General features: G+C 68.8%; 22 protein-coding genes. 14 read left to right on the forward strand and 8 right to left on the reverse strand.

The annotated features are described in order from the left end of the window. The first annotated feature begins 20 nt into the window (after positions 1-20). Entirely contained in the window at positions 21-1,484 is a 1,464-nt protein-coding gene (locus AB0F51_RS32055) for a HAMP domain-containing sensor histidine kinase (protein WP_360285872.1), read from the forward strand. Here AB0F51_RS32055 and AB0F51_RS32060 read toward each other — a convergent pair. Further along, the gene (locus AB0F51_RS32060) at positions 1,467-2,573 is read right to left on the reverse strand and encodes a GDSL-type esterase/lipase family protein (RefSeq protein ID WP_360285874.1); all 1,107 of its coding nucleotides are present in this window, start codon (positions 2,571-2,573) and stop codon (positions 1,467-1,469) included. The two genes, AB0F51_RS32055 and AB0F51_RS32060, sit on opposite strands and share 18 nt — an antisense overlap. A 20-nt stretch (positions 2,574-2,593) precedes the next feature. After that, positions 2,594-3,463, reverse strand: a complete 870-nt coding sequence (locus AB0F51_RS32065; RefSeq protein ID WP_360285876.1) for an LLM class flavin-dependent oxidoreductase — start codon at positions 3,461-3,463, stop codon at positions 2,594-2,596. Positions 3,464-3,557: 94 nt separating this feature from the next. Here AB0F51_RS32065 and AB0F51_RS32070 point away from each other — a divergent pair, with 94 nt between their 5' ends. The 3 genes from AB0F51_RS32070 to AB0F51_RS32080 all read left to right on the forward strand — a co-directional run bounded on the left by AB0F51_RS32070 (position 3,558) and on the right by AB0F51_RS32080 (position 5,958). Continuing rightward, on the forward strand, positions 3,558-4,550 hold the full coding sequence (locus AB0F51_RS32070; RefSeq protein ID WP_360285878.1) for a threonine/serine dehydratase: 993 nt from the start codon (positions 3,558-3,560) through the stop codon (positions 4,548-4,550). A 4-nt stretch (positions 4,551-4,554) separates the two neighbouring features. Next, the gene (locus AB0F51_RS32075) at positions 4,555-5,463 is read left to right on the forward strand and encodes a ribonuclease Z (protein ID WP_360285880.1); all 909 of its coding nucleotides are present in this window, start codon (positions 4,555-4,557) and stop codon (positions 5,461-5,463) included. Between the two features lie 87 nt (positions 5,464-5,550). After that, positions 5,551-5,958 carry a nitroreductase family deazaflavin-dependent oxidoreductase gene (locus tag AB0F51_RS32080; protein WP_360285882.1) on the forward strand — a complete coding sequence of 136 codons (408 nt, stop codon included), beginning with the start codon at positions 5,551-5,553 and terminating at the stop codon, positions 5,956-5,958. 47 nt (positions 5,959-6,005) lie between these two features. Here AB0F51_RS32080 and AB0F51_RS32085 read toward each other — a convergent pair whose 3' ends face one another. Further along, on the reverse strand, positions 6,006-7,148 hold the full coding sequence (locus AB0F51_RS32085) for an epoxide hydrolase family protein (RefSeq protein ID WP_360285884.1): 1,143 nt from the start codon (positions 7,146-7,148) through the stop codon (positions 6,006-6,008). 63 nt (positions 7,149-7,211) lie between these two features. Between AB0F51_RS32085 and AB0F51_RS32090 the strand changes: the two genes are divergently transcribed. Further along, a complete protein-coding gene (locus AB0F51_RS32090) occupies positions 7,212-8,180 on the forward strand; it encodes a YafY family protein (RefSeq protein ID WP_360285886.1) in 969 nt (322 codons plus the stop codon). On the opposite strand, the gene AB0F51_RS32095 is transcribed toward AB0F51_RS32090, so the two are convergent. Next, positions 8,131-9,594 (reverse strand): FAD-dependent oxidoreductase, encoded by a 1,464-nt coding sequence (locus AB0F51_RS32095; RefSeq protein WP_360285888.1) that lies wholly within the window; start codon positions 9,592-9,594, stop codon positions 8,131-8,133. The genes AB0F51_RS32090 and AB0F51_RS32095 overlap by 50 nt on opposite strands. A 102-nt stretch (positions 9,595-9,696) precedes the next feature. On the opposite strand from AB0F51_RS32095, the gene AB0F51_RS32100 reads away from it, so the two are divergent. Beyond that, entirely contained in the window at positions 9,697-10,251 is a 555-nt protein-coding gene (locus AB0F51_RS32100; RefSeq protein WP_360285890.1) for a PadR family transcriptional regulator, read from the forward strand. On the opposite strand, the gene AB0F51_RS32105 is transcribed toward AB0F51_RS32100, so the two are convergent. After that, positions 10,235-11,521 carry an FAD-binding oxidoreductase gene (locus AB0F51_RS32105; protein WP_360285892.1) on the reverse strand — a complete coding sequence of 429 codons (1,287 nt, stop codon included), beginning with the start codon at positions 11,519-11,521 and terminating at the stop codon, positions 10,235-10,237. The genes AB0F51_RS32100 and AB0F51_RS32105 overlap by 17 nt on opposite strands. A 75-nt stretch (positions 11,522-11,596) precedes the next feature. Here AB0F51_RS32105 and AB0F51_RS32110 point away from each other — a divergent pair, with 75 nt between their 5' ends. From AB0F51_RS32110 to AB0F51_RS32130, 5 genes are all read left to right on the forward strand, one after another. Further along, positions 11,597-13,006 carry a PLP-dependent aminotransferase family protein gene (locus tag AB0F51_RS32110; RefSeq protein WP_360285894.1) on the forward strand — a complete coding sequence of 470 codons (1,410 nt, stop codon included), beginning with the start codon at positions 11,597-11,599 and terminating at the stop codon, positions 13,004-13,006. Positions 13,007-13,118: 112 nt separating this feature from the next. Next, positions 13,119-14,504, forward strand: a complete 1,386-nt coding sequence (locus AB0F51_RS32115) for a trypsin-like peptidase domain-containing protein (RefSeq protein ID WP_360285896.1) — start codon at positions 13,119-13,121, stop codon at positions 14,502-14,504. A gap of 271 nt (positions 14,505-14,775) precedes the next feature. Then, positions 14,776-18,384 carry a methionine synthase gene (gene metH, locus AB0F51_RS32120; protein ID WP_360285898.1) on the forward strand — a complete coding sequence of 1,203 codons (3,609 nt, stop codon included), beginning with the start codon at positions 14,776-14,778 and terminating at the stop codon, positions 18,382-18,384. 110 nt (positions 18,385-18,494) lie between these two features. Continuing rightward, positions 18,495-19,283, forward strand: a complete 789-nt coding sequence (locus AB0F51_RS32125) for a hypothetical protein (protein ID WP_360285900.1) — start codon at positions 18,495-18,497, stop codon at positions 19,281-19,283. Positions 19,284-19,333: 50 nt separating this feature from the next. Then, positions 19,334-19,810, forward strand: coding sequence for a GNAT family N-acetyltransferase (locus AB0F51_RS32130; RefSeq protein ID WP_360285902.1), 477 nt, complete (start codon positions 19,334-19,336; stop codon positions 19,808-19,810). A gap of 60 nt (positions 19,811-19,870) precedes the next feature. Here the strand turns inward: AB0F51_RS32130 and AB0F51_RS32135 are convergent, their stop codons facing one another. Next, complete coding sequence (locus AB0F51_RS32135) at positions 19,871-20,224, reverse strand: helix-turn-helix transcriptional regulator (protein WP_360285904.1); 354 nt, start codon at positions 20,222-20,224, stop codon at positions 19,871-19,873. 106 nt (positions 20,225-20,330) lie between these two features. Here AB0F51_RS32135 and AB0F51_RS32140 point away from each other — a divergent pair, with 106 nt between their 5' ends. Beyond that, positions 20,331-21,770: an MFS transporter gene (locus AB0F51_RS32140; RefSeq protein ID WP_360285906.1), complete on the forward strand. Its 1,440-nt coding sequence runs from the start codon at positions 20,331-20,333 to the stop codon at positions 21,768-21,770. 27 nt (positions 21,771-21,797) lie between these two features. After that, positions 21,798-22,571: a class I SAM-dependent methyltransferase gene (locus AB0F51_RS32145; protein WP_360285907.1), complete on the forward strand. Its 774-nt coding sequence runs from the start codon at positions 21,798-21,800 to the stop codon at positions 22,569-22,571. Here the strand turns inward: AB0F51_RS32145 and AB0F51_RS32150 are convergent. Next, positions 22,551-23,090, reverse strand: coding sequence for a GNAT family protein (locus AB0F51_RS32150; RefSeq protein ID WP_360285908.1), 540 nt, complete (start codon positions 23,088-23,090; stop codon positions 22,551-22,553). The genes AB0F51_RS32145 and AB0F51_RS32150 overlap by 21 nt on opposite strands. A gap of 85 nt (positions 23,091-23,175) precedes the next feature. On the opposite strand from AB0F51_RS32150, the gene AB0F51_RS32155 reads away from it, so the two are divergent. Next, positions 23,176-23,544 carry a YciI family protein gene (locus AB0F51_RS32155; RefSeq protein ID WP_360285909.1) on the forward strand — a complete coding sequence of 123 codons (369 nt, stop codon included), beginning with the start codon at positions 23,176-23,178 and terminating at the stop codon, positions 23,542-23,544. Between the two features lie 3 nt (positions 23,545-23,547). Here the strand turns inward: AB0F51_RS32155 and AB0F51_RS32160 are convergent, their stop codons facing one another. Further along, the gene (locus AB0F51_RS32160) at positions 23,548-24,087 is read right to left on the reverse strand and encodes a dihydrofolate reductase family protein (RefSeq protein ID WP_360285910.1); all 540 of its coding nucleotides are present in this window, start codon (positions 24,085-24,087) and stop codon (positions 23,548-23,550) included. Positions 24,088-24,131 lie beyond the last annotated feature (44 nt).

Raw genomic sequence — 24,131 nt, forward strand, 5'->3', positions numbered from 1 at the left:
GCCTGTCGACAGCCGCTCGCGTGACAGTCGTCGCGGGCCTGCTGAGCGCCGTACTGGCGGGCGGCTTCGCCTACTGGATCCGGCACGAGATCTACACCGAGCGCTACCGGCTGAGCGACACGGAGGCGAGGGAGACTGTGCTCGCCATGCTCCTCACCGTTCAGCAGGAACGCAGCCTCCGGTGGCCGGTACCCCGGGACACGCGGGGTACCTACCCTCTTTACCAGATCGTGGACAGCACTGGCTGGATCGCCAGTACGAGCGAGGTCCTGCGCGGGTACACGTACACCAAACCGCTCGTGCCCGCGCCGGCACGGGGACGGCAGCGGGCGAGCGAGTTCGAGACCAGGGTGGTTCTCGGCCGCTATGACGGCTCCAGGGACCTCTGCGGAAGCGACGCGGCAGCACTGCCGGAGACCGCATGCGAGCGGGATCGGCGGCTCGCCGGGCAGGACCTCAAGGTCAGGGCCATCGTCAGGCCGATGCGCGACATCTATCCGAGCAACACCATCGCCGCCGACCGGACCGTGGCGATCTCCGTGCTGGTGTCGCCGCTGGAGGCCGAGGATGCGGTCGCGTCGGTTGATCGGGTACTCCGGCCCGCGCTGCCCGCCGCGGTGCTGCTGATCATGCTCGGCGCGTACTTCGGGACGCGGCTCGCGTTGCGGCCGGTGGAACGGATTCGCGCGCGGGCCGCCGAGATCGGCGAGCGGAACCTGCACGAGCGGGTGCCGGTTCCGCCGACCCGTGATGTGGTGGCACGACTCGCTCTGACGCTCAACGAGACACTGGACCGGCTGGACAAGGCGGCCGACCGACAGCGCGGCTTCATCGCGGATGCGGCGCACGAACTGCGGAGTCCGATCGCGAGTCTGCGGGCGACTCTGGAGGTGGCGGGCGAACATCCCGATCGGGCCGACTGGACGGCGGTGAACGATGCGGCGGTCGAGGACACTCGCCGGCTGCAGGAGCTGGCCGACGATCTCCTGCTGGTCGCCCGGCTCGACGCGGGGGAGGAGGCGGCCCGCACGAGGGTCGATCTCGCCGAACTGGTCAGGCGGCACGTCGGCCGGCGGTTCGGTGATGACGGGCCGAGGCTGGCGGTGGAGGCGGTCGAATCTGCTGCCGTGCTGGGCGATGCGCGCCAGCTCGACCGACTGCTGCGCAACCTGGTCGACAACGCCGTACGGCACGCGAAGCTGGTCGTCACCGTGCGGGTCGAGGTGGAGGACGATCAGGTGTTGGTGCACGTGGACGACGACGGAGCGGGGATTCCGGTGCCGGCGCGCGAGCAAGTGTTCGAGCGGTTCATCCGGCTGGACGAAGCGAGAAGCCGGGACGCCGGAGGGGTCGGCCTGGGACTCGCGATCGCCCACGAGATCGCCGTACGGCACGGCGGCTCGCTGCGCATCGCAGACTCACCCGAGGGCGGAGCTCGCCTGACGCTGACCCTCAGAACAGCAGAGTTACAAGGGAAGGGTTAGGAGAGGCGCCAGGCGTTCCGCGATGAGGCGGTAGCCGTCGGCGTTGGGGTGGACGTCGTCGGCGTACAGGGTCTGGGCTTCCTCGGTGGTGAGGATGGTGCGGCCGTCGATCAGTTGCAGGTCGGGGTCGCGGCGGGTGCGGGCGCCGAGCTCGACGCAGGCGCGGATGTCGTCGAGGGTGAGGCCGAGGGCGTTCGGTTTGCCTTCGAGGTTCGGGGCGGTGAGTGGGGTGATGACGACGATCGGGGTGTGTGGGTGGCCCTCGCGGACGGTGGAGAGGAACGCTTCGACCTGGCCGGGGAGGGTGCGGCCGCCGAAGGTTTCGCCGCCGTAGATGTTGATGCCGAGGCAGAGCGAGATCAGGCGCGCGGGGGTGTCGCGGATGGTGCGGGCCGCGATCGGGTCGAGGTGGCATTCGCCGGCGAGGCCGAGCGCGACCAAGTCCCAACCGTGCTGTCTCGCGACCAGCGCCGGCCAGGTCTCGGAAGGGCCGTAGGAACCCGTGCACTGGGTGATCGAGCTCCCGTAGGTGATCCACCGGGGACCGACCGGCGGCATCGGCTCGGCCTCCCCGTCGAACACCACCTCCCGTACTCCGATCGCCCCACCATGCGGCAACCAGATCTGCAGCTCGATCGACTCAGCCGATCGGGTGGATGACGCGGTCGACAGCTCGACCGACTCACCCGATGGGGTGGGGGACGCGGTCGGCAGCTCGGCCGACTCCTCCGACGGGGTGGGGGACGCGGTCGGCAGCTGAACCGTGATCGTCTGCTCGCCGGGTTCGACCGGGCAGCGTTGGTGGAGTTCGCCGTTGACCAGGAAGTCGACGGGGGCGATCTCCTGGTAGATGTCCAGTGAGGCCCGGAGTTCCAGGGTCACCGACGTCGCCGACGTACGCCACGTTGCCCGTACGCCGGCCGGCGTGGCAGCGCGGGACCACAGGCGGTGTCCCGGTCGCTCGGGCCGGCCGAGCCAGTCGTGGACTTCGAACGGCTGCTCGCGAGGGTCCAGTCGCCAGAACGTCATCCAGCCGTCGGAGTCCACGGTTCGATGGCGGTAGCCGGTCCACAGCGGATGAGTTCCCACAGCGCACCAGGCTATAACGATCAGGGCGCCAGCAGCGGCCTCACCTCCGAGCCCAGGAAGTGTGCGAACGCGTCGAGATCTGGCTCGTCGCTGCAGGGCTGGACAGAAATGCCCGTCACCCCGGCGCTCGCCAGGTCGAGCATCCGGTCGGCGATGGCGCGAGCGTCGCCGGCCGCACCGACGTCCGGCCCGCCCGGCATGCCGTAGTTGCCCAGCTCCGCGTCGACGCGGGCGCGCGCATCCGGCCCGGTGGCGACGATGAGGCTCGCGTACACCTCATGCCCCGACCCGGCCTTCGCGAGCGTGGCCGCGGTCGACTCCTTCACCGTGGCCACATCTAGTCCGAGCGCAAGCACCGTGCCCGTGCCGAGCTCGCCCGCCGCGGTGAGGGAGCGAGGCCCGGCCGCGCCGATCAGCAGCGGTGGGGACTGCAACGGCGGGTACGCCAGCGTGACCTCCTCCAAGCGCACATACCGCCCGGACACGGTCACCTCCTCGCCGTCGAGCAATCGCCGCAGCGCCGTCGCATACTCCCGCAGCAACGTGAGCGGCGCCTCCGCGCGCACCCCAGCTTGCTCCATCCACAGCTGTACGCCGTGCCCGATACCGCCCACGAACCGGCCGGGGAAAAGCCGATCGATGGTCGCGAGCTCCATGGCTGCCTGCGCGACGGATCTCAGCGGCACCGGCAACAGCGCGATGCCGACGCGCACCCGCTCGGTCGCAGCCAAAGCAGCCACCGCGCCGGCCACAGCGCTCTCCTTGAAACAGTCCTCCGACACCCAGAAGTCGTCCAGGCCGGCAGTCTCCGCGGCAAGCGCGGCTGCTCTGATCGACTCCGGCGGCATCGACGGGGGAAACACGAGTCCAAGTCGCAAGTGATCAGTCATCGCTCCATGGTCGCCGACCCCACCGACACTTTTCGGCCTCACGGGAGGACGGTGCCCACGGGCCTGAGAGCGCTCGCCGGATAGCCTGGCAGGCATGACCCAAGAGCTCAGCGAGCACCTGGCACCCGCCGCCATCGCCGCCCGGTCGGAGCAGGTCGCCCTGCAGCTGCGGCCGCACCTGCCGCCCACGCCCCTGCAGCGGTTCGGAGCCCTCAGCGACGAGCTGGGCGCGGAGGTGCTGGTGAAGTGTGAGCATCTGCAGCGCACCGGCTCGTTCAAGGCGCGGGGGGCGATGGCGAAGATTCTGACGCTGACCGACGAGCAGCGCGAGCGCGGAGTGGTGACGGCGTCGACCGGCAACCACGCGCTCGGCGTCGGCAACGCGCTCGCCACGCTCGGCGGCCGCGGCATCGTCTACCTGCCGGAGAACGCGTCGCCCAGCAAGGTCGCCGCGCTGCGCCGGTTCGGGCTGGAGCTCCGTGCCGAGGGCAACGATTCCGGCGTGCTGGAACCGGTGGCGCGGGCGTATGCCGACGAGCACGGGCTGACCTACGTCTCGCCGTACAACGACCCGGACATCATCGCCGGGCAGGGCACCGTCGGGGTGGAGATCCTCGAGCAACTGGCCGGTGAGAAGCTCGACGCCGTGGTGATCGCGGTCGGCGGCGGTGGCCTGGTCAGTGGAGTCGCCGCGGTGCTCAAGCGGCACCTTCCGGACGTCAAGGTGTACGGCGCCTCGCCGGCCGTGGACGCGGCGATGGCGGCGTCGATCGAGGCGGGCGAGATCGTCCAGGTCGACGGGCAGGACACCTTGGCGGACGGCACCGCGGGCAGTGTCGAACCCGGCAGCATCACGTTCGAGCTGTGCCGCGAACTGGTCGACGAGTGGGTGCTGGTCAGCGAGGAAGCGATCAAGGACGCGCTGCGCATCGTCATCGACACCGAGCACCAACTGATCGAAGGCTCGGCCGCGATGGCGATCGCGGCGGCGCGACTCCGTAGTACAGAGCTGGCGGGGAAGCGGGTCGCGATCGTCTCCTGTGGTGGAAACATCTCCACGAGCACGCTCGTCAAGGCACTAGCCTGACGCCGTGCGAGAACTGGTTGTGCTGGGCACCAGTAGTCAGGTGGCGTCGCGGGAGCGGAACCAGAACGGCTACTTCCTGCGCTGGGACTCCGAAGGCTTCCTCTTCGATCCGGGTGAAGGCACCCAACGGCAGATGCTGTACGCCGGTGTCCCGGCAACCGCGATCACCCGGCTCTGCGTCACGCACTTCCACGGCGACCACTGCCTCGGCGTACCGGGGGTGATCCAGCGGCTGTCCCTCGACAAGGTGCAGCATCCGGTGCACGCGCACTATCCGGCGTCGGGCCAGGAGTACTTCACCAGACTCCGGTACGCCGCTTCGTTCTTCGAGCGGGCCGAGCTGCGGGAGGAGCCCGTCGAGGAGGACGGGCTGCTCTCGGTCGGGTCGTTCGGTCAGCTCTGGGCCCGCCGGCTGGAGCACCCGATCGAGTCGTTCGGCTACCAGCTCGTCGAGCCGGACGGCCGGCGGATGCTCCCCGACCTGCTGGCCCGGTACGGCGTGAGCGGGCCGTCCATCGGTCGGCTGCAACAGGCCGGGTCACTGGTCGTCGACGGGCGCACGGTCACCATCGAGCAGGTGAGCGAGCCGCGACCGGGACAACGGTTCGCGTTCGTGATGGACACCCGGTTGTGCGACGGCGTCTTCCGGCTCGCGGACCAGGCCGATCTGCTGGTGATCGAGTCGACCTTCCTGTCCTCGGAAGCGCAGCTGGCCAGGAACTTCGGCCACCTGACCGCACGGCAGGCGGCCCGCGTCGCCCAGGAGTGCGGAGTGCGCAAGCTCGTGCTCACCCACTTCTCCCAGCGCTACAGCGACCCGGCGCTCTTCCACCAGGAAGCCGCTGCCGAGTTCGACGGCGAGATCGTGGTCGCCGCCGACCTGGCCCGGGTGGCGGTGCCGGCTCGCCGCTGAGTGGGCTACCCCCGGCTGGGTACGGGGAACACCGCGTGCCCGATGATGGTTACAACTTTTATTACCCGCGTATGCAAGGAGATTCTGATGCTGTACGGAGCGGAACACGTGAAGCGCTACGAGGAGACCGACGGCGCGGAGGGTTACGACTGGGGTGACCGCGGCGGCAAGATCCTGATCCTGAGCACGGTCGGCCGCAAGTCCGGCGAGGAGCGCAAGCACGCGCTGATCTACCGCGAGGTCGACGGCGGCTACGCGGTGGTGTCCTCGGACGGCGGCGCGGCCCGGCATCCGAACTGGCATCTCAACCTGGAGGCCGACCCGCACGTCAAGGTGCAGATCAAGGCCGACAGGTTCGCCGCCAAGGCGCGCGTCGCCTCGCCGGAGGAGCGGGCGAAGATCTGGCCGCTGATGGTCGAGGTCTGGCCGGACTACGACGAGTACACCAAGAAGACCGACCGGGAGATCCCGATCGTCATCCTCGAGCGGCAGTAACAGCAGTGCCGAGGGCACCCGTACTGCGTGCCCTCGGCAACTGTTTCTCAGGACTGGCGCAGGTCGCGGAAGAACTCGCGGACGTCGGCCATCAGCAGTTCCGGCTCCTCGAGTGCCGCGAAGTGGCCACCGCGGTCCACGTCGGTCCAGCGCGTGATGGTGTTCTGCCCCTCGGAGTACTTGCGGATGCAGACGTCGTGCGCGAACGCGATCACGCCGGTCGGGACGCCCGAGTTCTCCGGCTGCACGCCCCACTCGGTCATCGCGTAGCCGACGTACGCCGCCGAGCCGGCCGTTCCGGTCAGCCAGTAGAGCATCACGTTGGTGAGCAGCCGGTCCCGGTCGATGATCTGGTCGGGCAGGGTCGGCCGCGGGTGGGTCCACTCGCGGAACTTGTCCATGATCCAGGCCAGCTGTCCGACCGGTGAGTCGACCAGCCCGTACGCGATCGTCTGCGGCCGGGTCGACTGGATCGCGATGTAGCCGAACTCCTCCCGCATGAACGCCTGGATCCGCGCGACGCGGTCCTGCTCCAGCGGAGTCAGCTCGGCGATCTCCTCGTCCGACATCTGCATCGGGGGCAGGTTCGGTCCGCCGTTCACGTGCACCCCGACGACATGGTCCGGCGCAGACCGGGCCACCTCCGGCGAGACGGCTCCACCGATGTCGCCGCCCTGTACGCCGTACCGGTCGTAGCCCAGTTGCTCCATGAGCTTGGCCCAGGTCTTGCCGATCCGCGCTCTGGTCCAGCCGGGCTCGCTGACCGAGCCGGAGAAGGCGAAGCCGGGCAGCGAGGGGATGACCAGGTGGAACGCGTCGGCCGCGTCGCCGCCGTGCGCGACCGGGTCGGTCAGTGGGCCGATCAGGTCCAGGAACTCGACCACCGACCCCGGCCAGCCGTGTGTCAGGATCAGCGGCAGCGCGTCCGGCTCGGCCGACTTCACGTGCAGGAAGTGGATCTGCTGCCCGTCGATCTCGGTGAGGAACTGCGGGTAGGCGTTGAGCTGCTTCTCCGCCGCGCGCCAGTCGTACTCCGTGCGCCAGTACTCGACAAGCTCGCTCAGCCAGCCGACCGGTACGCCGGTGTCCCAGTCGTCACCGGGCAGCGGAGCAGGCAGCCGAGCCTGGTCGAGCCGGGTCTTGAGGTCGTCGAGCTTGCTCTGCGGGATGTCGATGCTGAAAGGCTTCATGTCTCCGACTCTGTCACCCACCTAGGTCAGCTTCAGTCCTAACCAGGTGACAGACTTCCGAACATGCTGGAAACCTCCGCACGGCTCCTCAAACTGCTGTCCCTGCTCCAGTCGCCGCGTGACTGGAGCGGTACCGCGCTGGCCGAGCAGTTGGGTGTCGGCGTCCGGACCGTCCGTCGCGATGTCGAGAAGCTGCGCAACCTCGGCTACCCGGTCGACGCCGTACCGGGGGTGGCCGGCTATCGGCTCGGTGCCGGAGCCGCGTTGCCGCCGCTGCTGCTCGATGACGATGAGGCTGTCGCCGTCGCGATCGGACTCCGCGCGGCCGCGACCGGAAGTGTGGCGGGCATCGAGGAGTCGTCGGTTCGCGCGTTGACGAAGCTCGAGAAGGTCTTGCCTTCCCGGCTGCGGCACCGGGTCCGGCTGCTGCAGTCGGTGGCCGTGACGCCGACCTTCGGCGCCGCGGTGTCACCCGATGTCGTGATGGCGGTCGCGACGGCCTGCCGGGACCACCAGCGGCTCCGCTTCGACTACCGCAGTCACGACGGCACCTCCACGGTCCGTACGACGGAACCGCATCGCCTCGTCCACACCGGCCGGAGGTGGTACCTGGTCGCCTGGGACCTGGATCGCGACGACTGGCGAACCTTCCGTCTCGATCGTCTGGAACCGCGGATCCCGACCGGCCCGCGATTCACTCCGCGAGAGGCGCCCGACCTGGCTTCCACCACTCGCGGTGTCGCCTGGGGTGGCTATCGCCATCAGGCCCGCTTCGTCCTGCAGGCGCCGGCGGCCGTGATCGCCGACCGCATCGCTCCTACCATCGGCTCGGTCGAGGCCATCGACGACACGAGTTGCCTGTTCACGACCGGCGCCAACAACCTCGACGAACTGCTCCTCCACGTCGGCCTGCTCGGCATCGGCTTCCGCATCGAGTCGCCCCAGGAACTCATCGACCACATCCCGGTCCTCATGGCTCGCCTCAGCGCCGCGACAACTCCCGCCGAGCCAACAGGTTCGCCAACTGAGTGACGAGTTCGTCGGCCTCGGTGGTCAGTGCGGCCAGATAGCCGTCCGGCCGGATCAACGCGAGGGTGCCTTGGGCAACTCCCCAGGTCTGCCGAAGGTTGTCGGAGGCAACGATCGTTGTGACCTGGTCCCCGAACTGCTCCAGGCCGGCCGGCACCTCGCGATCGAACGCCACGACGGTGAACTCCGGCCCGGCGTCGACGCCTCGGGGTGCGCTGTCGCCGGCCCGGAGCGCAGTACGGCGGAAGCGGGGTTTGACGCTCGGGAGGGTCAGTGGGCTTTCGTAGTACGACGGGTGGTCGGTCCGGCCGCGTTCGTTGAGCCGGACCAGGAACGGCTTGATCAGGAATCGCAGCAGCGGCCGGAGAACGCGGGGCGGTGCGGTGGCGGCGGCGAAGCGACGATCGCTCTCATCGAGAATTGCGCGGCCGACGGGCAGTCGCTCGGTTTCGTAGGTGTCCAGCAACTCCTCACTTGCCTTGCCCTGCAGGACGTACGCGAGTTTCCAGCCGAGGTTGTAGGCGTCCTGGATGCCGGTGTTCATCCCGAAGGCGCCGAACGGGCTGTGGATGTGCGCCGCGTCGCCGGCGATGAAGACCCGCCCGACGCGGTACCGGTCGACGATCCGCAGGCTGTACCGCCAGACGGACAGCCAGCGCAGGTTGCTGAGCTCGAGAGTGCTCAGCCCGGTCCGCTCGCGGGCAAAGCGCTGCAGCAGTTCCAGCGACGGCTCCTCGTCCGCGCCGATCGAAGCGATCACCTGCCAAGGCTGTCCGGGAGCGTAGGGCCGCAGCACGATCATGGCGCCGTCGCCGGCCCAGATGTGCACGGCGTCTTCATCCTCCAGCCCCGACACGTCGACGTCCGCGAGCAACGCCCGCGCGTCGGTGGTGCTGCCCTCGAATGCCAGCCCCAATTGCTTACGCACCGTACTGCGCCCGCCGTCACACCCCACCAGGTACGACGCGGTCGCCTGCGACCCGTCGGAGAGTTGCACCGTCACGCTGTCGCCTTCGTCCACGAAGCTGGTCAGCGCCACCCCGAACTCCACCGTCACGCCGGACTGCGCGAGCCGGCCGCGCAGGATCTCCTCGGTCTTCCATTCGGGCAGTGAGACGTAGTTCGGATACGGCCGCTCCGGCGTCGGCGCCCGGCTCTTGATCCGGAAGTCCGCGAGCAGAGCGCCACCCATGTGCACCTTGGTGCGCCCCGTGTAGTGGTCGGCCGCCAGGAAGTCGCCGGCCACGCCGAGATCGTCGAAGATCTCCAGCGTCCGCGGCTTCACTCCGAAGCCCCGCGAACCTTCCTGCGGCCCCGCCGACTTGTCGATGATCCGCACGGCCAGGCCGCGCCGGCTCAGATCGATCGCCAGCGTCAGTCCGGTCGGCCCAGCTCCCACGATCAGCACATCGAGCATCGTCGTTCCCTTCCTCGGTGAGGGCTCCAACGGTCGCAAGGGGAGCGGTTTGTGTCAAGATGTACATGTCAATCCGTACATGTGTCGTGGTACGGTCGGGCCATGTCGCTGCGTCATGGGCTGCTCGGTCTGCTGGATCAGAAACCGGCTACTGGCTACGAGCTGACGAAGTCGTTCGAGCAGATCGGTCAGTGGGCCTGGCACGCGTCGCACAGCCACATCTATCCGGAGTTGCGCCGGATGACCGAGGCCGGGCTGGTCGAGGTCGTCGAGGAGCAGTCCCGCGGCCGCAAAACGTACGCGGTCACCCAGGCCGGGCGGGCCGAACTGCGGCGCTGGATGCTGGACCCGGCCGAGGAGACCGTCCGGAGTGCTGCCGCGCTGCGGATGTTCCTGATCGGCTCGCTCGAGCCGGACGACGCGCGGGCGTTCCTGCGGGCCTACATCGACAACACGGACGACAACCTCGCCCGGCTGCGCGCGCAGCTGGACGAGGCAGGGGAGGAGTGGCGCGCGGACCCGCTGGCTGTCGGCCGCCTCGCTGCCGAGCGGGCCCTGTACGTGCTGCCGGCCGTCCGCGAGTGGGCCGTCTGGGCCCTCGAACAGCTCGATGGATCCGAGCGGGTCGAGGGCGAAGGCACTAGCCGGCGGGCTTGATGTTCTGGTTGAGGTGGAAGACGTTGGTCTGGTCCCAGATGGTCTTCAGAGTGGTGAGGCGGGCCAGCTTGGCGGGTGGGAAGGCGCGGCTGACGCTCTCGCCGTTCAGGGTGTTGAGGTAGCCGCCGCCGGCGTACTGGTCGAGGGTCGCCGCGTACGCGCGGACGGTGGCGATCCGGTCCTCGTCGTCGGCCGGGTCCTCCCAGCGGGTGGCGGTGACGAACTCGAACAGCGTGTCCCGGTGGCTGAACGCGGAGTCCTCGTCCGGTACGTCGGAGATCGCGCCGCCGTAGGCCTGCAGACTCGCGCCGATGCCGGGGTTGCGCAGCAGCGCGCGGATCGCGTCGTCGGGAAGTGCCTTGAAGTAGTGGCCCTTCCAGTACCGGCGGTAGCGGTGGCCCTGGATGTTGTCGTCCTGGCTCTGCAGGGTCAGATAAGGCATCTCCTCGAAGCTTTCGCTTGTCGCGTTGCCGAGTCCCCGGAACGCGTCGATGAGGGCGTCCGGGTCGCCGGGCTGGCCGACCCAGACGAAACCCAAGGTGACCTGGTCGGCGTCGATGTGCGCTGTGAAGGTCGCCTGGCGGGGAGCCGAGGCGTTGAGGTCGCGCCAGGCCCGGAGTACGGGGAAGGCCTCGGCGGTCGGGTAGGTGAAGTTGGCGACGATCGCCCGGGTGCCGATCTGGTGCAGGCGGAACTCGAATTCGGTGACGATGCCGAAGTTGCCGCCGCCACCGCGCAGGCCCCAGAACAGCTGCGGATTCTCGGTCGCCGAGGCGGTGACCACGTCGCCGTCGGCGGTGACCAGTTCGTACGAGATGACGTTGTCGCAGGCCAGGCCGAACTGCCGCGCCAGCCAACCCATGCCGCCGCCGAGGGTGAGCCCGCCGACGCCGGTGTGCGAGACGTTGCCGGCGGTCGTGGCGAGACCGTACTTCTGTGCTTCCCGGTCGAGCTCGCCCAGGAGGGCGCCGCCTTGGACGTGGGCGACCTTGGCTTGGGGATCGACCTCGACCGCGCCCATCGGGGTCAGGTCGATCATCAGGCCGCCTTCGGGAACGGCGAGACCGGCGATGCTGTGCCCGCCGCACCGGACCGCGATCTCGAGCTCGTTGGCCCGGGCGTACCGGACGGCGGCAGCGACCTCCGCCGTACTGCGGCAGCGGGCGATCGCGGCCGGGTAGCGATCGACCATCGCGTTCCACACCGTGCGCGCCTCGTCGTAGCCGGAGTCGCCGGGGTGCAGCAGGGTCAGGGTGTCGGTGGCGGTCATCGGGCTGCTCCTCTTCTCAACGTCTGGTGCTCACCACCCTGACAGCAGACCGGTACGCCGATAAGGTCCAGTTGTATGAGCCGATCCAGGACCAATTCCGGTACCGGCGAGCTGCTGGTCGAGCTTCGCCGGGACAGTGGCGTGCCGCTGCACCAGCAACTCGAGAGTGGGATCCGGGAGCGGATCCGGCAGGGCCTGCTGCGCGCCGATACGGTGCTGCCGGCCACCCGTGCGCTGGCGAGCGACCTCGGGCTGTCCCGGGGAGTAGTGGTCGAGGCGTATCAGCAGTTGGTTGCCGAGGGCTACCTTGTCAGCCGGACCGGTGGCTATACGCAGGTCGCGCCGGCGGCGGCCCGGATTCCTCAACCCGACAAGGCGAAACCGTCACCCAGTGGCCCGCCGCGGATCGACTTCCGGTACAGCCGTCCTGACGTCAGCCAGTTCCCCCGAGCGGCTTGGTTGCGGTCGATCCGGAAGGTGCTCAACGAGACGCCGCACGAGGCGCTGGCCTATCTGGACGGCCGAGGCTCTGTGGCGCTGCGCGAGGCGTTGTCCGACTACCTGAACCGGGTGCGCGGGACATCGGCGGTGGCTGAGAACGTGCTGATCTGCAACGGGTTCGCGCAGGGCTCGCGACTGCTGTTGCAGGTGCTCGCCGCGGCCGGCTACCGGAGGCTCGCGGTCGAGGATCCGTCCGACAACGAGCTCCGCGCCGTCGCCGCTGCCGCCGGGCTGGAGTCGGTCGGAGTACCGGTGCTGGCGACCGGACTGGACATGGAGGCGCTTGAGTGGTCGGGGGCGGACGTCGTACTGGTGACGGCTGCGCACCAGTTCCCGACCGGGGCGGTGACGTCGGCGGCGACGCGGACGGCGCTGGTCGAGTGGGCGAACCGGCGGGGTGGCCTGGTCATCGAGGACGACTACGACGCGGAGTACCGGTACGACCGGGAGCCGATCGGGGCGATGCAGGGGCTGGCGCCGGATCGGGTCGCCTATGCGGGGACGGCGAGCAAGACGCTCGCGCCGGGGCTGCGGCTGGGTTGGCTGATCCTGCCGGACTGGCTGGTCGAACCGATGGCTGAGGCGAAGTTCGTCGACGATCGCGGGTCGTCGGTGCTGGACCAGCTGACCTTCGCGGACTTCGTGGCGCGTGGGGAGTTCGACCGGCATCTGCGACGGATGCGGCCGCGGTACCGGGTGTTGCGGGACACGCTGGTCGGGCGGCTGGCCGAGAAAGTGCCGGATCTGCAGCCGATTGGGGTGTCGGCGGGCCTGCACGTGATGACCTGGTTGCCACCGGATCTGAGCGAGGCGGAGGTGACGCGGGCGGCGCTCGAACGGGGACTGGGGGTTTATGGGCTGGCGCCCTACTGGGTCGACGGTGGTCGGGAAGGGCTGGTCTTCGGCTACGGCGGGCTGACCGAGAAGGCGGTTGTCGAGGGCATCGACCTGCTGGCCGAGGCGGTGGCCGCGGTACGGCGGTAGGTGGGCTAGGTCACTCCGTTTTCTCAGGTGATTCATCGGTTGGGCCGATGGTCCTCTCAGACTGCCGAGGTCTACTCGATCTCAGGCAGGAAGGGCTGAGGAGGCAAAGGACATGGATCCGCAGCAGTACTCGCAGTACGGGGCACCGCAGTACGGGCAGTACTACGGGGCGCCCGGTTACGGGCCGCAGTGGGGACCTCAGCCGCCGCCGCGGCGGCGCAGTCGGGTGCCGATGGTGATCGGGGCGTTGGGACTGGCGGCCGTGGTGGCCACCGGTTCTGTTGCCTGGGGCATCGATCAGCACCTGGACCGGAACACCGCGACGATGACGCAGGTGATGAATCCGTCGGCGGTGGCGGCGAAGGTCTCGCCCGGGCTGGTGGATGTGAACACCGTGCTCGGGTTCGAGGGCGCTCGGGCGGCCGGGACCGGGATCGTGCTCACCTCCGACGGTGAGATCCTCACCAACCACCACGTGATCGAGGGCGCAACCGAGATCTCGGTGACCGACATCGGCAACGGGAAGACCTATTCGGCGAGCGTGGTCGGGTACGACGCGAAGCACGACATCGCAGTACTGAAGCTGAAGGACGCCTCCGGGCTGGAGACGGCGAAGATCGGCGACTCGTCCAAGGTGGCGCTCGGGGATCAGGTTGTCGGCATCGGCAATGCGGGTGGCGTCGGCGGTACGCCGAGCTACGCGCCGGGCAAGGTCACGGCGCTCAACCAGGCGATCACCGCGACCGACGAGTCCGGCGCCGATCCCGAGCAGCTGACCGGGCTGATCCAGACCGACGCGAACATCCAGGCCGGGGACTCCGGCGGGCCGCTCGCCAACGCATCCGGCGAGGTCGTCGGCGTCGACACCGCCGCCGGCAACAGCAACCCCGGCAACGGCCCTTCCGGGCAGACCGCCTACCAACCGAACATCAACCACAGCAGCGCGCCCAGCACCGCGATCGCCGCCCTCACCGCCTTCGGAGATGGCAACGGCTCGCCCGACAACCCAGGTTTCGGCAACGGGTTCGGTGGCGGAAACGGCTTCGGTGACCAGGGCAACGGCCAAGGCGCCGACGGGCAGGGGCAGGGCGCCGACGGGCAAGGGCAGGGTGACGGGCAGGGCCAGGAGCCGACCGGGTACGCCGTACCGATCAATCAGGCGATGGAGATCGTCGACCAGATCGAGTCCGGTAACGCATCGGCGGACGTGCACCTCGGCAGCTCGGCGATGCTCGGCATCTCGGTGCTCGCGAACGCCAACGGCACCGCCGGAGCGGTCGTCAACGACGTGATCGCGAACGGCAGGGCCGACCAGGCCGGCCTCGAACCAGGCGACGTGATCACCGCCTTCGCAGGCAAGCCCGTCACCACCCCCGACGCCCTCTCGGCCCTGCTCGACCAGCACCACCCCGGCGACAAGGTCTCGGTCACCTGGATCGACCAGACCGGCCACCGCCACTCCAAAACCATCGAACTAACCACCGGCCCGGTCCGCTGACCCCCCTCCCACCCAGCGGACCGCCCGACGGGCCCGGCGCACTCCACCCCCTCGGAGAGCCCGGGCCCTTCGGTGCAGCGGAGGGCCGTCTCACTGGGTAGTTGGCGGTCTCAGTACTCGGGCGGGGGTTTCGGCATCGGGTGTCTCGATCAGTAAGATGGCGGTCCAGGTCGAGAGGCGCTGCGACGGGGCCCGGAGGGCACCGCCACGCTCGGTCTGGGTTCGACCGAGTAAGGGCGCCTCCGGAAACTCTTCTGGAGGTGGCCGAAAGGTGACGGATCGTCGGACCGAGTTGCGGACCCTGCTGGACCAGCGGATCGCGATCCTGGACGGTGCCTGGGGCACCATGCTCCAGGACGCGAAGCTGACGCCGGAGGACTATCGCGGCGACCGCTTCACCGACCACACTCACGACGTCGCAGGCGACCCGGACCTGCTCAACCTGATGCGTCCGGACCTGATCCTGGACGTGCACCGGCAGTATCTCGAGGCCGGCGCGGACATCACCACCACGAACACCTTCACCGCGACCAGCATCGGCCAGGCCGACTACGGGCTGCAGTCGCTGGTGCGCGAGATGAACCTGGAAGGCGTCCGGCTGGCCCGCCAGGCGGCCGAGGAGGCCGGTGGCAAGTTCGTGGCCGGCTCGGTCGGCCCGCTGAACGTCACCCTGTCGCTGTCGCCGCGGGTGGAGGACCCGGCGTACCGGGCGGTGTCCTTCGAGCAGGTGCGGGACGCGTACGCCGAGCAGATCTCCGCGCTCGCCGAGGGTGGCGTCGACCTGCTGCTGATCGAGACCATCTTCGACACGCTGAATGCCAAGGCCGCGATCGCCGCCGCCCGCGAGGTGGCGCCCGAGGTGCCGCTGTGGATCTCGCTGTTCGTCGACATCTCCGCGCGGACGCTGTCCGGGCAGACGGTCGAGGCGTTCTGGAACTCGATCGAGCATGCCAACCCGCTGGTGGTCGGGGCGAACTGCTCGCTCGGTGCCGCCGACCTGCGTCCGCACGTCGCCGACCTCGCCCGCTTCGCCGACACCTACGTCGCGACCCACCCGAACGCGGGCCTGCCGAACGCCTTCGGCGGGTACGACGAGACGCCGGACGAGACCGCCGGGATGCTCGGCGAGTTCGCGGAGTCCGGGCTGGTCAACATCGTCGGCGGCTGCTGCGGTACGACGCCGGCGCACATCGCCCAGATCGCCAAGGCGGTCCAGGGTCTCCCGCCGCGGCAGGTCGTCGCGCCGTCCGGGCAGACCCGGTTCAGCGGGCTGGAGCCGTTCACGATCGGCCCCGACACCGGCTTCGTGATGATCGGCGAGCGGACCAACGTGACCGGCTCGGCCCGGTTCCGCCGGCTGATCGAGTCCGGTGACCACCAGGCCGCGCTGGACGTCGCGCTGGAGCAGGTCCGCGGCGGCGCGAACCTGCTGGACGTGAACATGGACGCCGACCTGCTCGACAGCGAGGAGGCGATGACCACCTTCCTCAACCTGGTCGCCACCGAGCCCGAGGTGGCCCGGATCCCGATCATGATCGACAGCTCCCGCTGGTCGGTGCTCGAGGCCGGTCTCAAGTGCGTGCAGGGCAAGGGCGTGGTCAACTCGATCAGCCTGAAGGAGGGCGAGGAGCAGTTCCTCGAACAGGCCCGGCGGATCCGCGACTACGGCGCGGGCGTGGTCGTGATGGCCTTCGACGAGCAGGGTCAGGCCGACACGGTCGAGCGCAAGGTGGAGATCTGCGGCCGCGCCTACGACCTGCTCACCCAGAAGATCGGGTTCCCGGCCGAGGACATCATCTTCGACCCGAACGTGCTCGCCGTCGCCACCGGCATGTCCGAGCACAACGGCTACGCCAAGAACTTCATCGAGGCGCTGCCGCTGATCAAGGAACGCTGTCCCGGCGTCCACCTCAGCGGCGGCATCTCCAACCTGTCGTTCTCGTTCCGCGGTAACGACATCGTCCGCGAGGCGATGCACTCGGCCTTCCTGTACCACGCTGGCAAGGTCGGGCTGGACATGGGAATCGTGAACGCCGGCCAGCTCGCGGTCTACCAGGACATCCCGGCGGACCTGCTGGAACTGGTCGAGGACGTCATCTTCGACCGGCGTGACGACGCGACCGACCGCCTGGTCAGCTTCGCCGAGAACGTGAAGGGCAAGGGCACCCGGCGCGAGGTCGACCTGTCCTGGCGCGAGGGCACCGTTGAGGAGCGGCTGTCGCACGCGCTCGTGCACGGCATCGTGGACTTCATCGAGGAGGACACCGAAGAGGCCCGGCTGACCCGCAAGCGGCCGCTCGAGGTGATCGAGGGCCCGCTGATGGACGGGATGAAGATCGTCGGCGACCTGTTCGGTGCGGGCAAGATGTTCCTGCCGCAGGTGGTGAAGAGCGCGCGGGTGATGAAGCGCTCGGTGGCCTACCTGGAACCGTTCATGGAGGCCGAGAAGGAGCTGGCCCGGCAAGAGGGCCGCGCGGAGGCGATCCGCGGTCAGGGCAAGGTCGTGCTGGCCACGGTCAAGGGCGACGTGCACGACATCGGCAAGAACATCGTCGGCGTCGTGCTCGGCTGCAACAACTACGAGGTGATCGACCTCGGCGTGATGGTGCCGGCCGCCAAGATCCTGGACACCGCGATCGCCGAGGGTGCCGACGTCGTCGGCCTGTCCGGGCTGATCACGCCGTCGCTGGACGAGATGGTTGCCGTCGCCGCCGAAATGAACCGGCGCGGGCTCAAACTTCCTTTGCTGGTTGGCGGCGCGACCACGTCGAAGCAGCACACGGCTGTCCGGATCGCACCGGCGTACGACAACACGACGGTGCACGTGCTGGACGCTTCGCGGGTGGTCGGCGTGGTCTCCGACCTGCTCGACAACGACCGCGCCGAAGAGCTTGCCGTGAGCAACCGTGCGGCTCAGGAGGTACTGCGGGAGCAGCATGCCAACAAGCAGCGCAAACCGCTGCTGACCATCGAGGCGGCGCGGGCGAACCGGGAGCGGGTCGACTACGGCGAAATCCCGGTGCCGGAGTTCACCGGGTTGCGGCGGGTGTCGCCCGACCTGGAGACGCTGCGCGCGATGATCGACTGGCAGTTCCTGTTCCTGGCCTGGGAGCTGAAGGGCAAGTACCCGGCGATCCTGGAGCAGCCGGTCGCGCGGGAGCTGTTCGACGACGCGAACGCGATGCTCGACCAGATCGTCGCCGACAAGTCGTTCACCGCCGAGGGCGCCTACGCGTACTGGCGGGCGCACAGCGAGGGTGACGACATCCTGCTGGACGACCTGGGAGTGTCGTTCCCGATGCTGCGGCAGCAGACCGAGAAGCCCGCAGGTCGCGAGAACCGTTGCCTGGCCGACTACATCGCCCCGTCCGGTGACCACCTGGGTGGGTTCGCCGTGGCGATCCACGGTGCGGAGGAACTGGCCGCGCAGTACGAGGCGCAGAACGACGACTACAAGGCGATCATGGTGAAGGCGCTGGCCGACCGGCTCGCCGAGGCGTTCGCCGAGTGGATCCACCTGGAGGCGCGCAAGGGTTGGTTCGAGCCGGACGCGGAGCCGCTGCTGGAAGACCTGCACGCGGAACGGTTCCGCGGCATCCGGCCGGCGCTCGGCTACCCGGCGAGCCCGGACCACAGCGAGAAGAAGCTGCTCTTCGACCTGCTCGAGGCGGACAAGCTCGGCCTCGGCCTGACCGACTCGTACGCGATGACGCCGGCCGCGGCGGTCAGCGGCCTGATCTTCGCCAGCCCGGCAGCGAAGTACTTCAGCGTCGGCCGGGTCGGCAAGGACCAGATCACCGACTATGCCGAACGCCGCGGGTTGCCGCTCGAGGAGATCGAGCGCTGGCTGCGCCCGAACCTCGCCTACGAGCCCGACTAGTTTCACTGCGTTGCAAGAAGCTGCAATTTGGCAGGGGCGGCTGGTTGCCGCCGGGAACCTCTGGGATGGTTCGAGCATCTGGCCTGCGAGCCCGTTCCTGAGGAGAAGCTTTGAAGCCTGTCCGCCTGTCTGTGTTGCTAGCAGCTGTTGCCGGCCTGCTCGGTGCCCTGCTCGTCGGTACTCCGGCCAGCGCCGCCGGTACCTCGTTTCACGCTTGGATCAGCTGCGATGCGGGGACGAACAAGATCACCACCGGCGTCACCGGCCAGTACGGCGTGCCCGCCAACACGGCGGTGAAGGTGGAGTTCAAGGTCGAGTCGGGGTACTACGCGACGGCGACCGCGTCGGCCAAGATTCCGGCGACGGGTAGCGTCATCACGGTCGCCGGCAAGTCGAGCGCGACCGGCGATCTGACGGTCAACGGGTACACCCGCGACTTCCCGATCAGCGGCTACCTCTTCTACACCGAGAAGGTGACCGCCACGGTGAAGGACACAGCTGGTGGCATCCTGACCAGCCGGAGCGCCAGCTGCAACTACGACCGTCACACCACCGTCACGCTGACCTGCGACCACGACACCCAAACCATCACCGCCCGGCTCGACGGCGCGCAGTACGGCGAGGCGCAGCCGATGGGGCTGGACATCAAGTGGGACCGCAGTACCACCTCACAGGCCTCGGCAACCGACCCCGTCTTCACCATGCAGCGCTTCACGTGGGCCACGCACATCGTGACTCCCGTCAATGGCACCATCACCGACGTCGGCTTCTCCAGTCCTGCCACCGACCGCTACTACCAGTCGCAGACGGTCTGGGCGACGGTCAGCTCGCCGTACACAGGTCGAACCCTCGGCAGCGGCACCGCCACCTGCGTCTACTCCGACCACCGCAACGACTGACCCACTCGACCTGGCCGGTACTGCGAACCGGCCAGGTCTACAGTGACGGGATGACTGTCACCCTGCGCGCCGCCACCGCGGGCGATGCCGATGCGATCGCCTCGATCTGGTACTCCGGCTGGCCCGACGGCCATCTGGGCAACGTGCCGGACGAGCTGGTCGCGATCCGGACCAAGGAGACGTTCTGGGAGCGGGTGCCGGCCAAGATCCCGGACACCACCGTCGCGGTGGTCGGTGAGCAGATTGCCGGCTTCGTGATGGTGGTGGCCGACGAGGCCGAGCAGGTCTACGTCGCCAGGGAGCATCGCGGGACGGGAGTCGCGGCGGCGCTGCTGGCCGAGGCCGAGCGGCTGGTGAAGGCGAACGGGTACGACGAGGCCTGGCTGGCGGTTGCTAACGGCAACGATCGGGCCCGGCGCTTCTACGAACGCAGCGGCTGGACGCACGCGGAAGCATTCGACTACCCGGCCCCGACGGACACCGGCTCCATCCCCGTCCCTTGCCACCGCTACGTCAAGAAGGTCTGAGCACCGCGGACGGCGGCGCTGCCCCGAAGTCAGCCAGGAACGGCCGGCGGGAGCGACGAGTCAGTTGGCCGGCTGCGTGGGTCTGGCGGCTTCGGTTGTTTCGTCGCACTCGGTGCCGGCGAGGATGGTGTCGAGGAGGCCGGGGTAGCGGGCCTCCAGGTCTTCACGGCGCAGGGTGAGCAGGTTCTCCCGGCCGGACTGGCGCTGCCAGATCACGCCGCTCTCGCGGAGCACCCGCCAGTGGTGCGTCATCGTCGACTTCGACGAGAGCCCCAGCTCGGTCAGCACCGTCGTGCAGTTGTGATCGCCGCCGCTGTTCAGGATCCGGATCACCGCCAGCCGGACCGGGCTGCCGAGCGCTGACAGCACGCCGTCGATCCGGATCTGGTCGCGGTCGGGATGGCGGTAGCTCATGGTCCAACTGTACCTAAACAGTCCAACCTTTGAACCCGGCTTGCCTTCGCCGGTTCGTATGTACGAGAGTATTCGTACTATCGAACTCACGGAAGGGCGCAAGCCTGTGACAACCACCGCCATCCCGCCCGCCGCGCCACCGGCCACCCGACGGCTCGGCTGGGTGCTGACGCTGCTCGCCTTGGCCCAGTTGATCTTCTCGCTGGACCTCAACATCGTTTTCGTCGCACTCCCCGAGATCGGCCGCGACCTCGGCTTCCCCGGCCAGACCCAGCAGCTGGTGGTCAGCGCGTACGTCGTACTGGCCGGTGGTTTCCTGCTCTTCGGCGGTCGGGCGGCCGATCTGCTGGGGAGGCGCCGGATGTTCGTGCTGGCGCTCACGATCTATGCGCTTTCGTCGCTGGCCGGTGGTCTGGCGAACAGCGCCGAGGTGATCATCGCGGCGCGGGTAGTGCAGGGCATTGGCGGCGCGCTGCTGCTGCCGTCGACGCTTGCCCTGGTCAGCACGCTGTTCGAGGAAGGGCCGCGGCGGAACCGGGCACTTGCGGTCTGGGGTGGTGCCGGTGCCAGCGGCCTCACGCTCGGGGCGCTGCTCGGAGGTCTGCTCACCGAGCACTTCGGCTGGCCGGCCGTCTTCTTCGTGAACGTGCCGCTGGCCGGGATCGTGGCGCTGGCGGCGCTGGCCGTCATCCCGCGCGATCCGGCTCGCACGGTCGGCCGCCGGTTCGATCTTCCGGGCGCCTTCAGCGTCACGGCCGGTGCGACGCTGCTCGTCTTCGGCCTGGTGGAGGGTCCCGAGCTCGGCTGGGGTGATCCGGTGATCGTGACCGCGCTGGCGTTGTCGGTGGTCGCGTTGGCGATCTTCGCGCTGGTGGAGTCGCGGAGCCTGGATCCGCTGATGCCGTTCCGGTTGTTCCGCAACCGCAGTCTCACCGTCGGGATGACCATCACGTTCCTCTTCATGGGGACGTTCGGGGTGCTGCCCTACTTCCTGACCGTCCTGCTGCAGACGGTGCACGGCTTCAGCGCGCTGCAGACCGGCCTGGGCTTCCTGGTTCCGTCTCTGGCGATCGCCGCCGGGACCCAGCTCGGCGAACGGCTGACCACCCGGATCGGCACGCGTCTCACCTTGCTGATCGGCTTCGCGGGCGGAGCCGTCGGTACCGTCGTCCTCGCCTTCGGCTTCGACGACCAGGCCGGGTACGGCGTACTGGTGCCGGGCTTGGTCGTGATGGGGGTCGGGCAGGGCATCGTCTGGACCGCGATGTGGATCGCCTCGTCCACCGGGATCGCGGCCGCCGAGCAGGGAGTCGCCAACGGGATCGCCTCCACCACGCTGAACCTCGGCAACGCGATCGGGCTGGCCGTTTTCACGGTCATCGCCGGCAGTGCGACCGAGGGGAAGACCGGTGATGCACTGCGCGGCGCGATCGCGGACGGCGGGTTCCTGGTCGTGCTGCTCTGCGCGGCCGTGATGTCGCTGGGTCTGCTGATCACGCTGGCGCTGCGACCACTCGCCGCGAAGGACCTGCAAAACCTGCCTTGAGCGGGCAACTGGCCTTAGTCTGCGGGAATGAGCGAATGGTCGCAGGGGGAGATCTACGAGTCGTACGTCGGACGCTGGAGCCGGCTGGTCGCGGCGGAGTTCGTGCGGGAGCTCGACCAGCCGGCCGGTCTGAGGTGGCTCGATGTGGGGTGCGGAACGGGCGCGTTGACCAGCACCGTGCTCGCCTCGGCCGCGCCGGCCGAAGTGGTCGGGGTCGATCCGTCGGAGGGGTTCGTCGGGTACGCGCGGCGTACGGTGACTGACGAGCGGGCGCGGTTCGAGGTGCGGTCGGCAGCGCAACTGGCCGACCTCGGGGAGAGCTTCGACGTGGTGGTTTCGGGGTTGGTGCTCAACTTCATCCCGGAACGGGTGGAGGCGCTGCGCACGATGCGGTCGATCAGCAAGACCGTCGCCGTCTACGTCTGGGACTATGCCGAGGGCATGCAGTTGATGAAGTACTTCTGGGACGCGGCCGGCGATGTCCGCCCGCAGGATCGGGACCTGGACGAGGGCCGGACCTTCCCGTTCAACAATCCCGCCGGGCTGGAGGGGATGTTCGCCGAGGCAGGCTTCACCGACATCGTCACCGGCGCGATCGTCGTACCGACCGTGTTCGAGTCGTTCGACGCGTACTGGAAGCCGTTTCTCGGCGGCCAAGGCGTCGCACCGGCGTACCTGCGCGGTCTCGACGACGAGAGCCAGGAGGCGATCCGCGCGCTGCTCGAGTCGCGGCTGCCGGCCAAGCCGGACGGATCCATCGAACTCACGGCCCGCGCCTGGTCAGCCCGCGCTACGAGCTGATCGCCAATCCCTTTGCAGCAAGCCGAACAGCAGTTCGTCGGTCCACTCGTTCTTGAACCAGCTGTACTCCGGCCGGAACCCCTCCTGCCGGAAGCCGAGGCGTTGCAGCAACCGCGCTGACGTGACGTTGCGGGCATCGCACTCGGCCGAGACGCGGTGCAGTTCGCGCTCGGTGAAGAGCTGCTCGAGCAACGCACCGACTGCCTCGCTCGCATAACCCTTGCCCTGGTACGCCGGTGCGAGGGTGAAGCCGAGATCGGCCTGCATCAGGTTGTCGGCGGTGTTCAGCCCGATGTCGCCGATCAGCTGCCCGTCGAGGTCGATCGCGTACTGGAACCAGCCCGGCGCCAACGGATCGCCGGTCGCGAAGCTCGCCACCGTCGTCCGGGCGTCGTCGAGGCTGAACGGCGCATCCCACGACTGGTAGCGGGCGACCTCCGGAATCGACCGGTAGGCGGCGAAGGCTTCCGCGTCCCCGGGCCGGAAGTGGCGCAGCGACAGTCGTGCGGTGGTGATCATCCACCCAGTATCGCGATGTCAAGAACGGCGGTTCGGCTGCGTCCTTGGGGTGAGGGCCGCGACGCGCGGCCGGGACGGAGGAGTGATGAGGTACTTGCTGGTCCTGCAGGTCAACGCCGAGGCGCTGGAGCGACTGACTGCCGAGCAACGCGAGGCGATGCAGGCCGGGCACCGGGAGCTTCAGCGGATCGCCACCGAGGCGGGGGAGTTGATCGGCACCGAAACACTGGCCGACCCGTCGACGAGCACGATCGTCCGCACCCAGAACGGCCGGCCGAAGGTGTCGGCCGGCCCGTCGCGGACGGCGGACGAGTTCATGAGCGGCTACTACCTCGTCGACGTGGACAACCTGGACCGCGCGCTCGAACTCGCCAATGTCCTCCCCGCCACCCGGATCGACGGCCTCGCCGTGGAGATCCGCCCGGTCATGTCCACCACCACAACCGATCTTTGAGAGTCATGCAACGCGGAACCAGAGGTTGGTGGCGAGAGGTACCTCTGTTGCGCTGATGCGCTCGAGTGCAACCGTGTGGCCGCCGGGGTGGTCGAAGAGGCGGACGCCGTCGCCGAGCATGACCGGTGCGATGCAGGTCAGGACCTCGTCGAGTTCGCCCGCCTCCAGACACTGCCTGGCGATGTCGGCGCCGAGCACGTTCACGTACTTGTCGCCCGCGGCCTGCTTCGCCTGTGTCAACGCGGTGGCGAAGTCGTCGACGAAGTACAGGTCCGCGGGCGCGCTGTCCGGCACGCGGTGAGTGACGACGTACTGCGGTCCGCTCCACCCGCCGCCGAACGCCTCACCTTCGCCGGGACCGCCCTTGTTCGGGTCGTCACCGTCGAAGGTCCGGCGCCCGACCAGCAGCGAGCCGATCCGCCCGACCAGCTCGTCGATCTCCGGGTTGGGTCCGAGGTACGGGGTCATCCACTGCATGTCCCCGCCCGGGCCCGCGATATAGCCGTCCAGCGACATCGTCACCGAGTAGAGCACCTTCGCCATGATTCCCTCCAGCAGGTCGTCGGCCCATCATGACGATCCTGCCG

The organism is Kribbella sp. NPDC023855, assembly GCF_040639475.1.
In the GTDB taxonomy this organism is placed as follows: Bacteria; Actinomycetota; Actinomycetes; order Propionibacteriales; family Kribbellaceae; genus Kribbella.

Coding starts and splice junctions, on each gene's coding strand:
- AB0F51_RS32135 (WP_360285904.1), bottom strand. CDS start 20,224: ATGAGCTACCGCCATCCCGACCGCGACCAGATCCGGATCGACGGCGTG.
- AB0F51_RS32150 (WP_360285908.1), bottom strand. CDS start 23,090: ATGATCACCACCGCACGACTGTCGCTGCGCCACTTCCGGCCCGGGGAC.
- AB0F51_RS32130 (WP_360285902.1), top strand. CDS start 19,334: ATGACTGTCACCCTGCGCGCCGCCACCGCGGGCGATGCCGATGCGATC.
- AB0F51_RS32160 (WP_360285910.1), bottom strand. CDS start 24,087: ATGGCGAAGGTGCTCTACTCGGTGACGATGTCGCTGGACGGCTATATC.
- AB0F51_RS32100 (WP_360285890.1), top strand. CDS start 9,697: ATGTCGCTGCGTCATGGGCTGCTCGGTCTGCTGGATCAGAAACCGGCT.
- AB0F51_RS32065 (WP_360285876.1), bottom strand. CDS start 3,463: ATGACTGATCACTTGCGACTTGGACTCGTGTTTCCCCCGTCGATGCCG.
- AB0F51_RS32105 (WP_360285892.1), bottom strand. CDS start 11,521: ATGACCGCCACCGACACCCTGACCCTGCTGCACCCCGGCGACTCCGGC.
- AB0F51_RS32110 (WP_360285894.1), top strand. CDS start 11,597: ATGAGCCGATCCAGGACCAATTCCGGTACCGGCGAGCTGCTGGTCGAG.
- AB0F51_RS32090 (WP_360285886.1), top strand. CDS start 7,212: ATGCTGGAAACCTCCGCACGGCTCCTCAAACTGCTGTCCCTGCTCCAG.
- AB0F51_RS32085 (WP_360285884.1), bottom strand. CDS start 7,148: ATGAAGCCTTTCAGCATCGACATCCCGCAGAGCAAGCTCGACGACCTC.
- AB0F51_RS32095 (WP_360285888.1), bottom strand. CDS start 9,594: ATGCTCGATGTGCTGATCGTGGGAGCTGGGCCGACCGGACTGACGCTG.
- AB0F51_RS32145 (WP_360285907.1), top strand. CDS start 21,798: ATGAGCGAATGGTCGCAGGGGGAGATCTACGAGTCGTACGTCGGACGC.
- AB0F51_RS32070 (WP_360285878.1), top strand. CDS start 3,558: ATGACCCAAGAGCTCAGCGAGCACCTGGCACCCGCCGCCATCGCCGCC.
- AB0F51_RS32080 (WP_360285882.1), top strand. CDS start 5,551: ATGCTGTACGGAGCGGAACACGTGAAGCGCTACGAGGAGACCGACGGC.
- AB0F51_RS32115 (WP_360285896.1), top strand. CDS start 13,119: ATGGATCCGCAGCAGTACTCGCAGTACGGGGCACCGCAGTACGGGCAG.
- AB0F51_RS32155 (WP_360285909.1), top strand. CDS start 23,176: ATGAGGTACTTGCTGGTCCTGCAGGTCAACGCCGAGGCGCTGGAGCGA.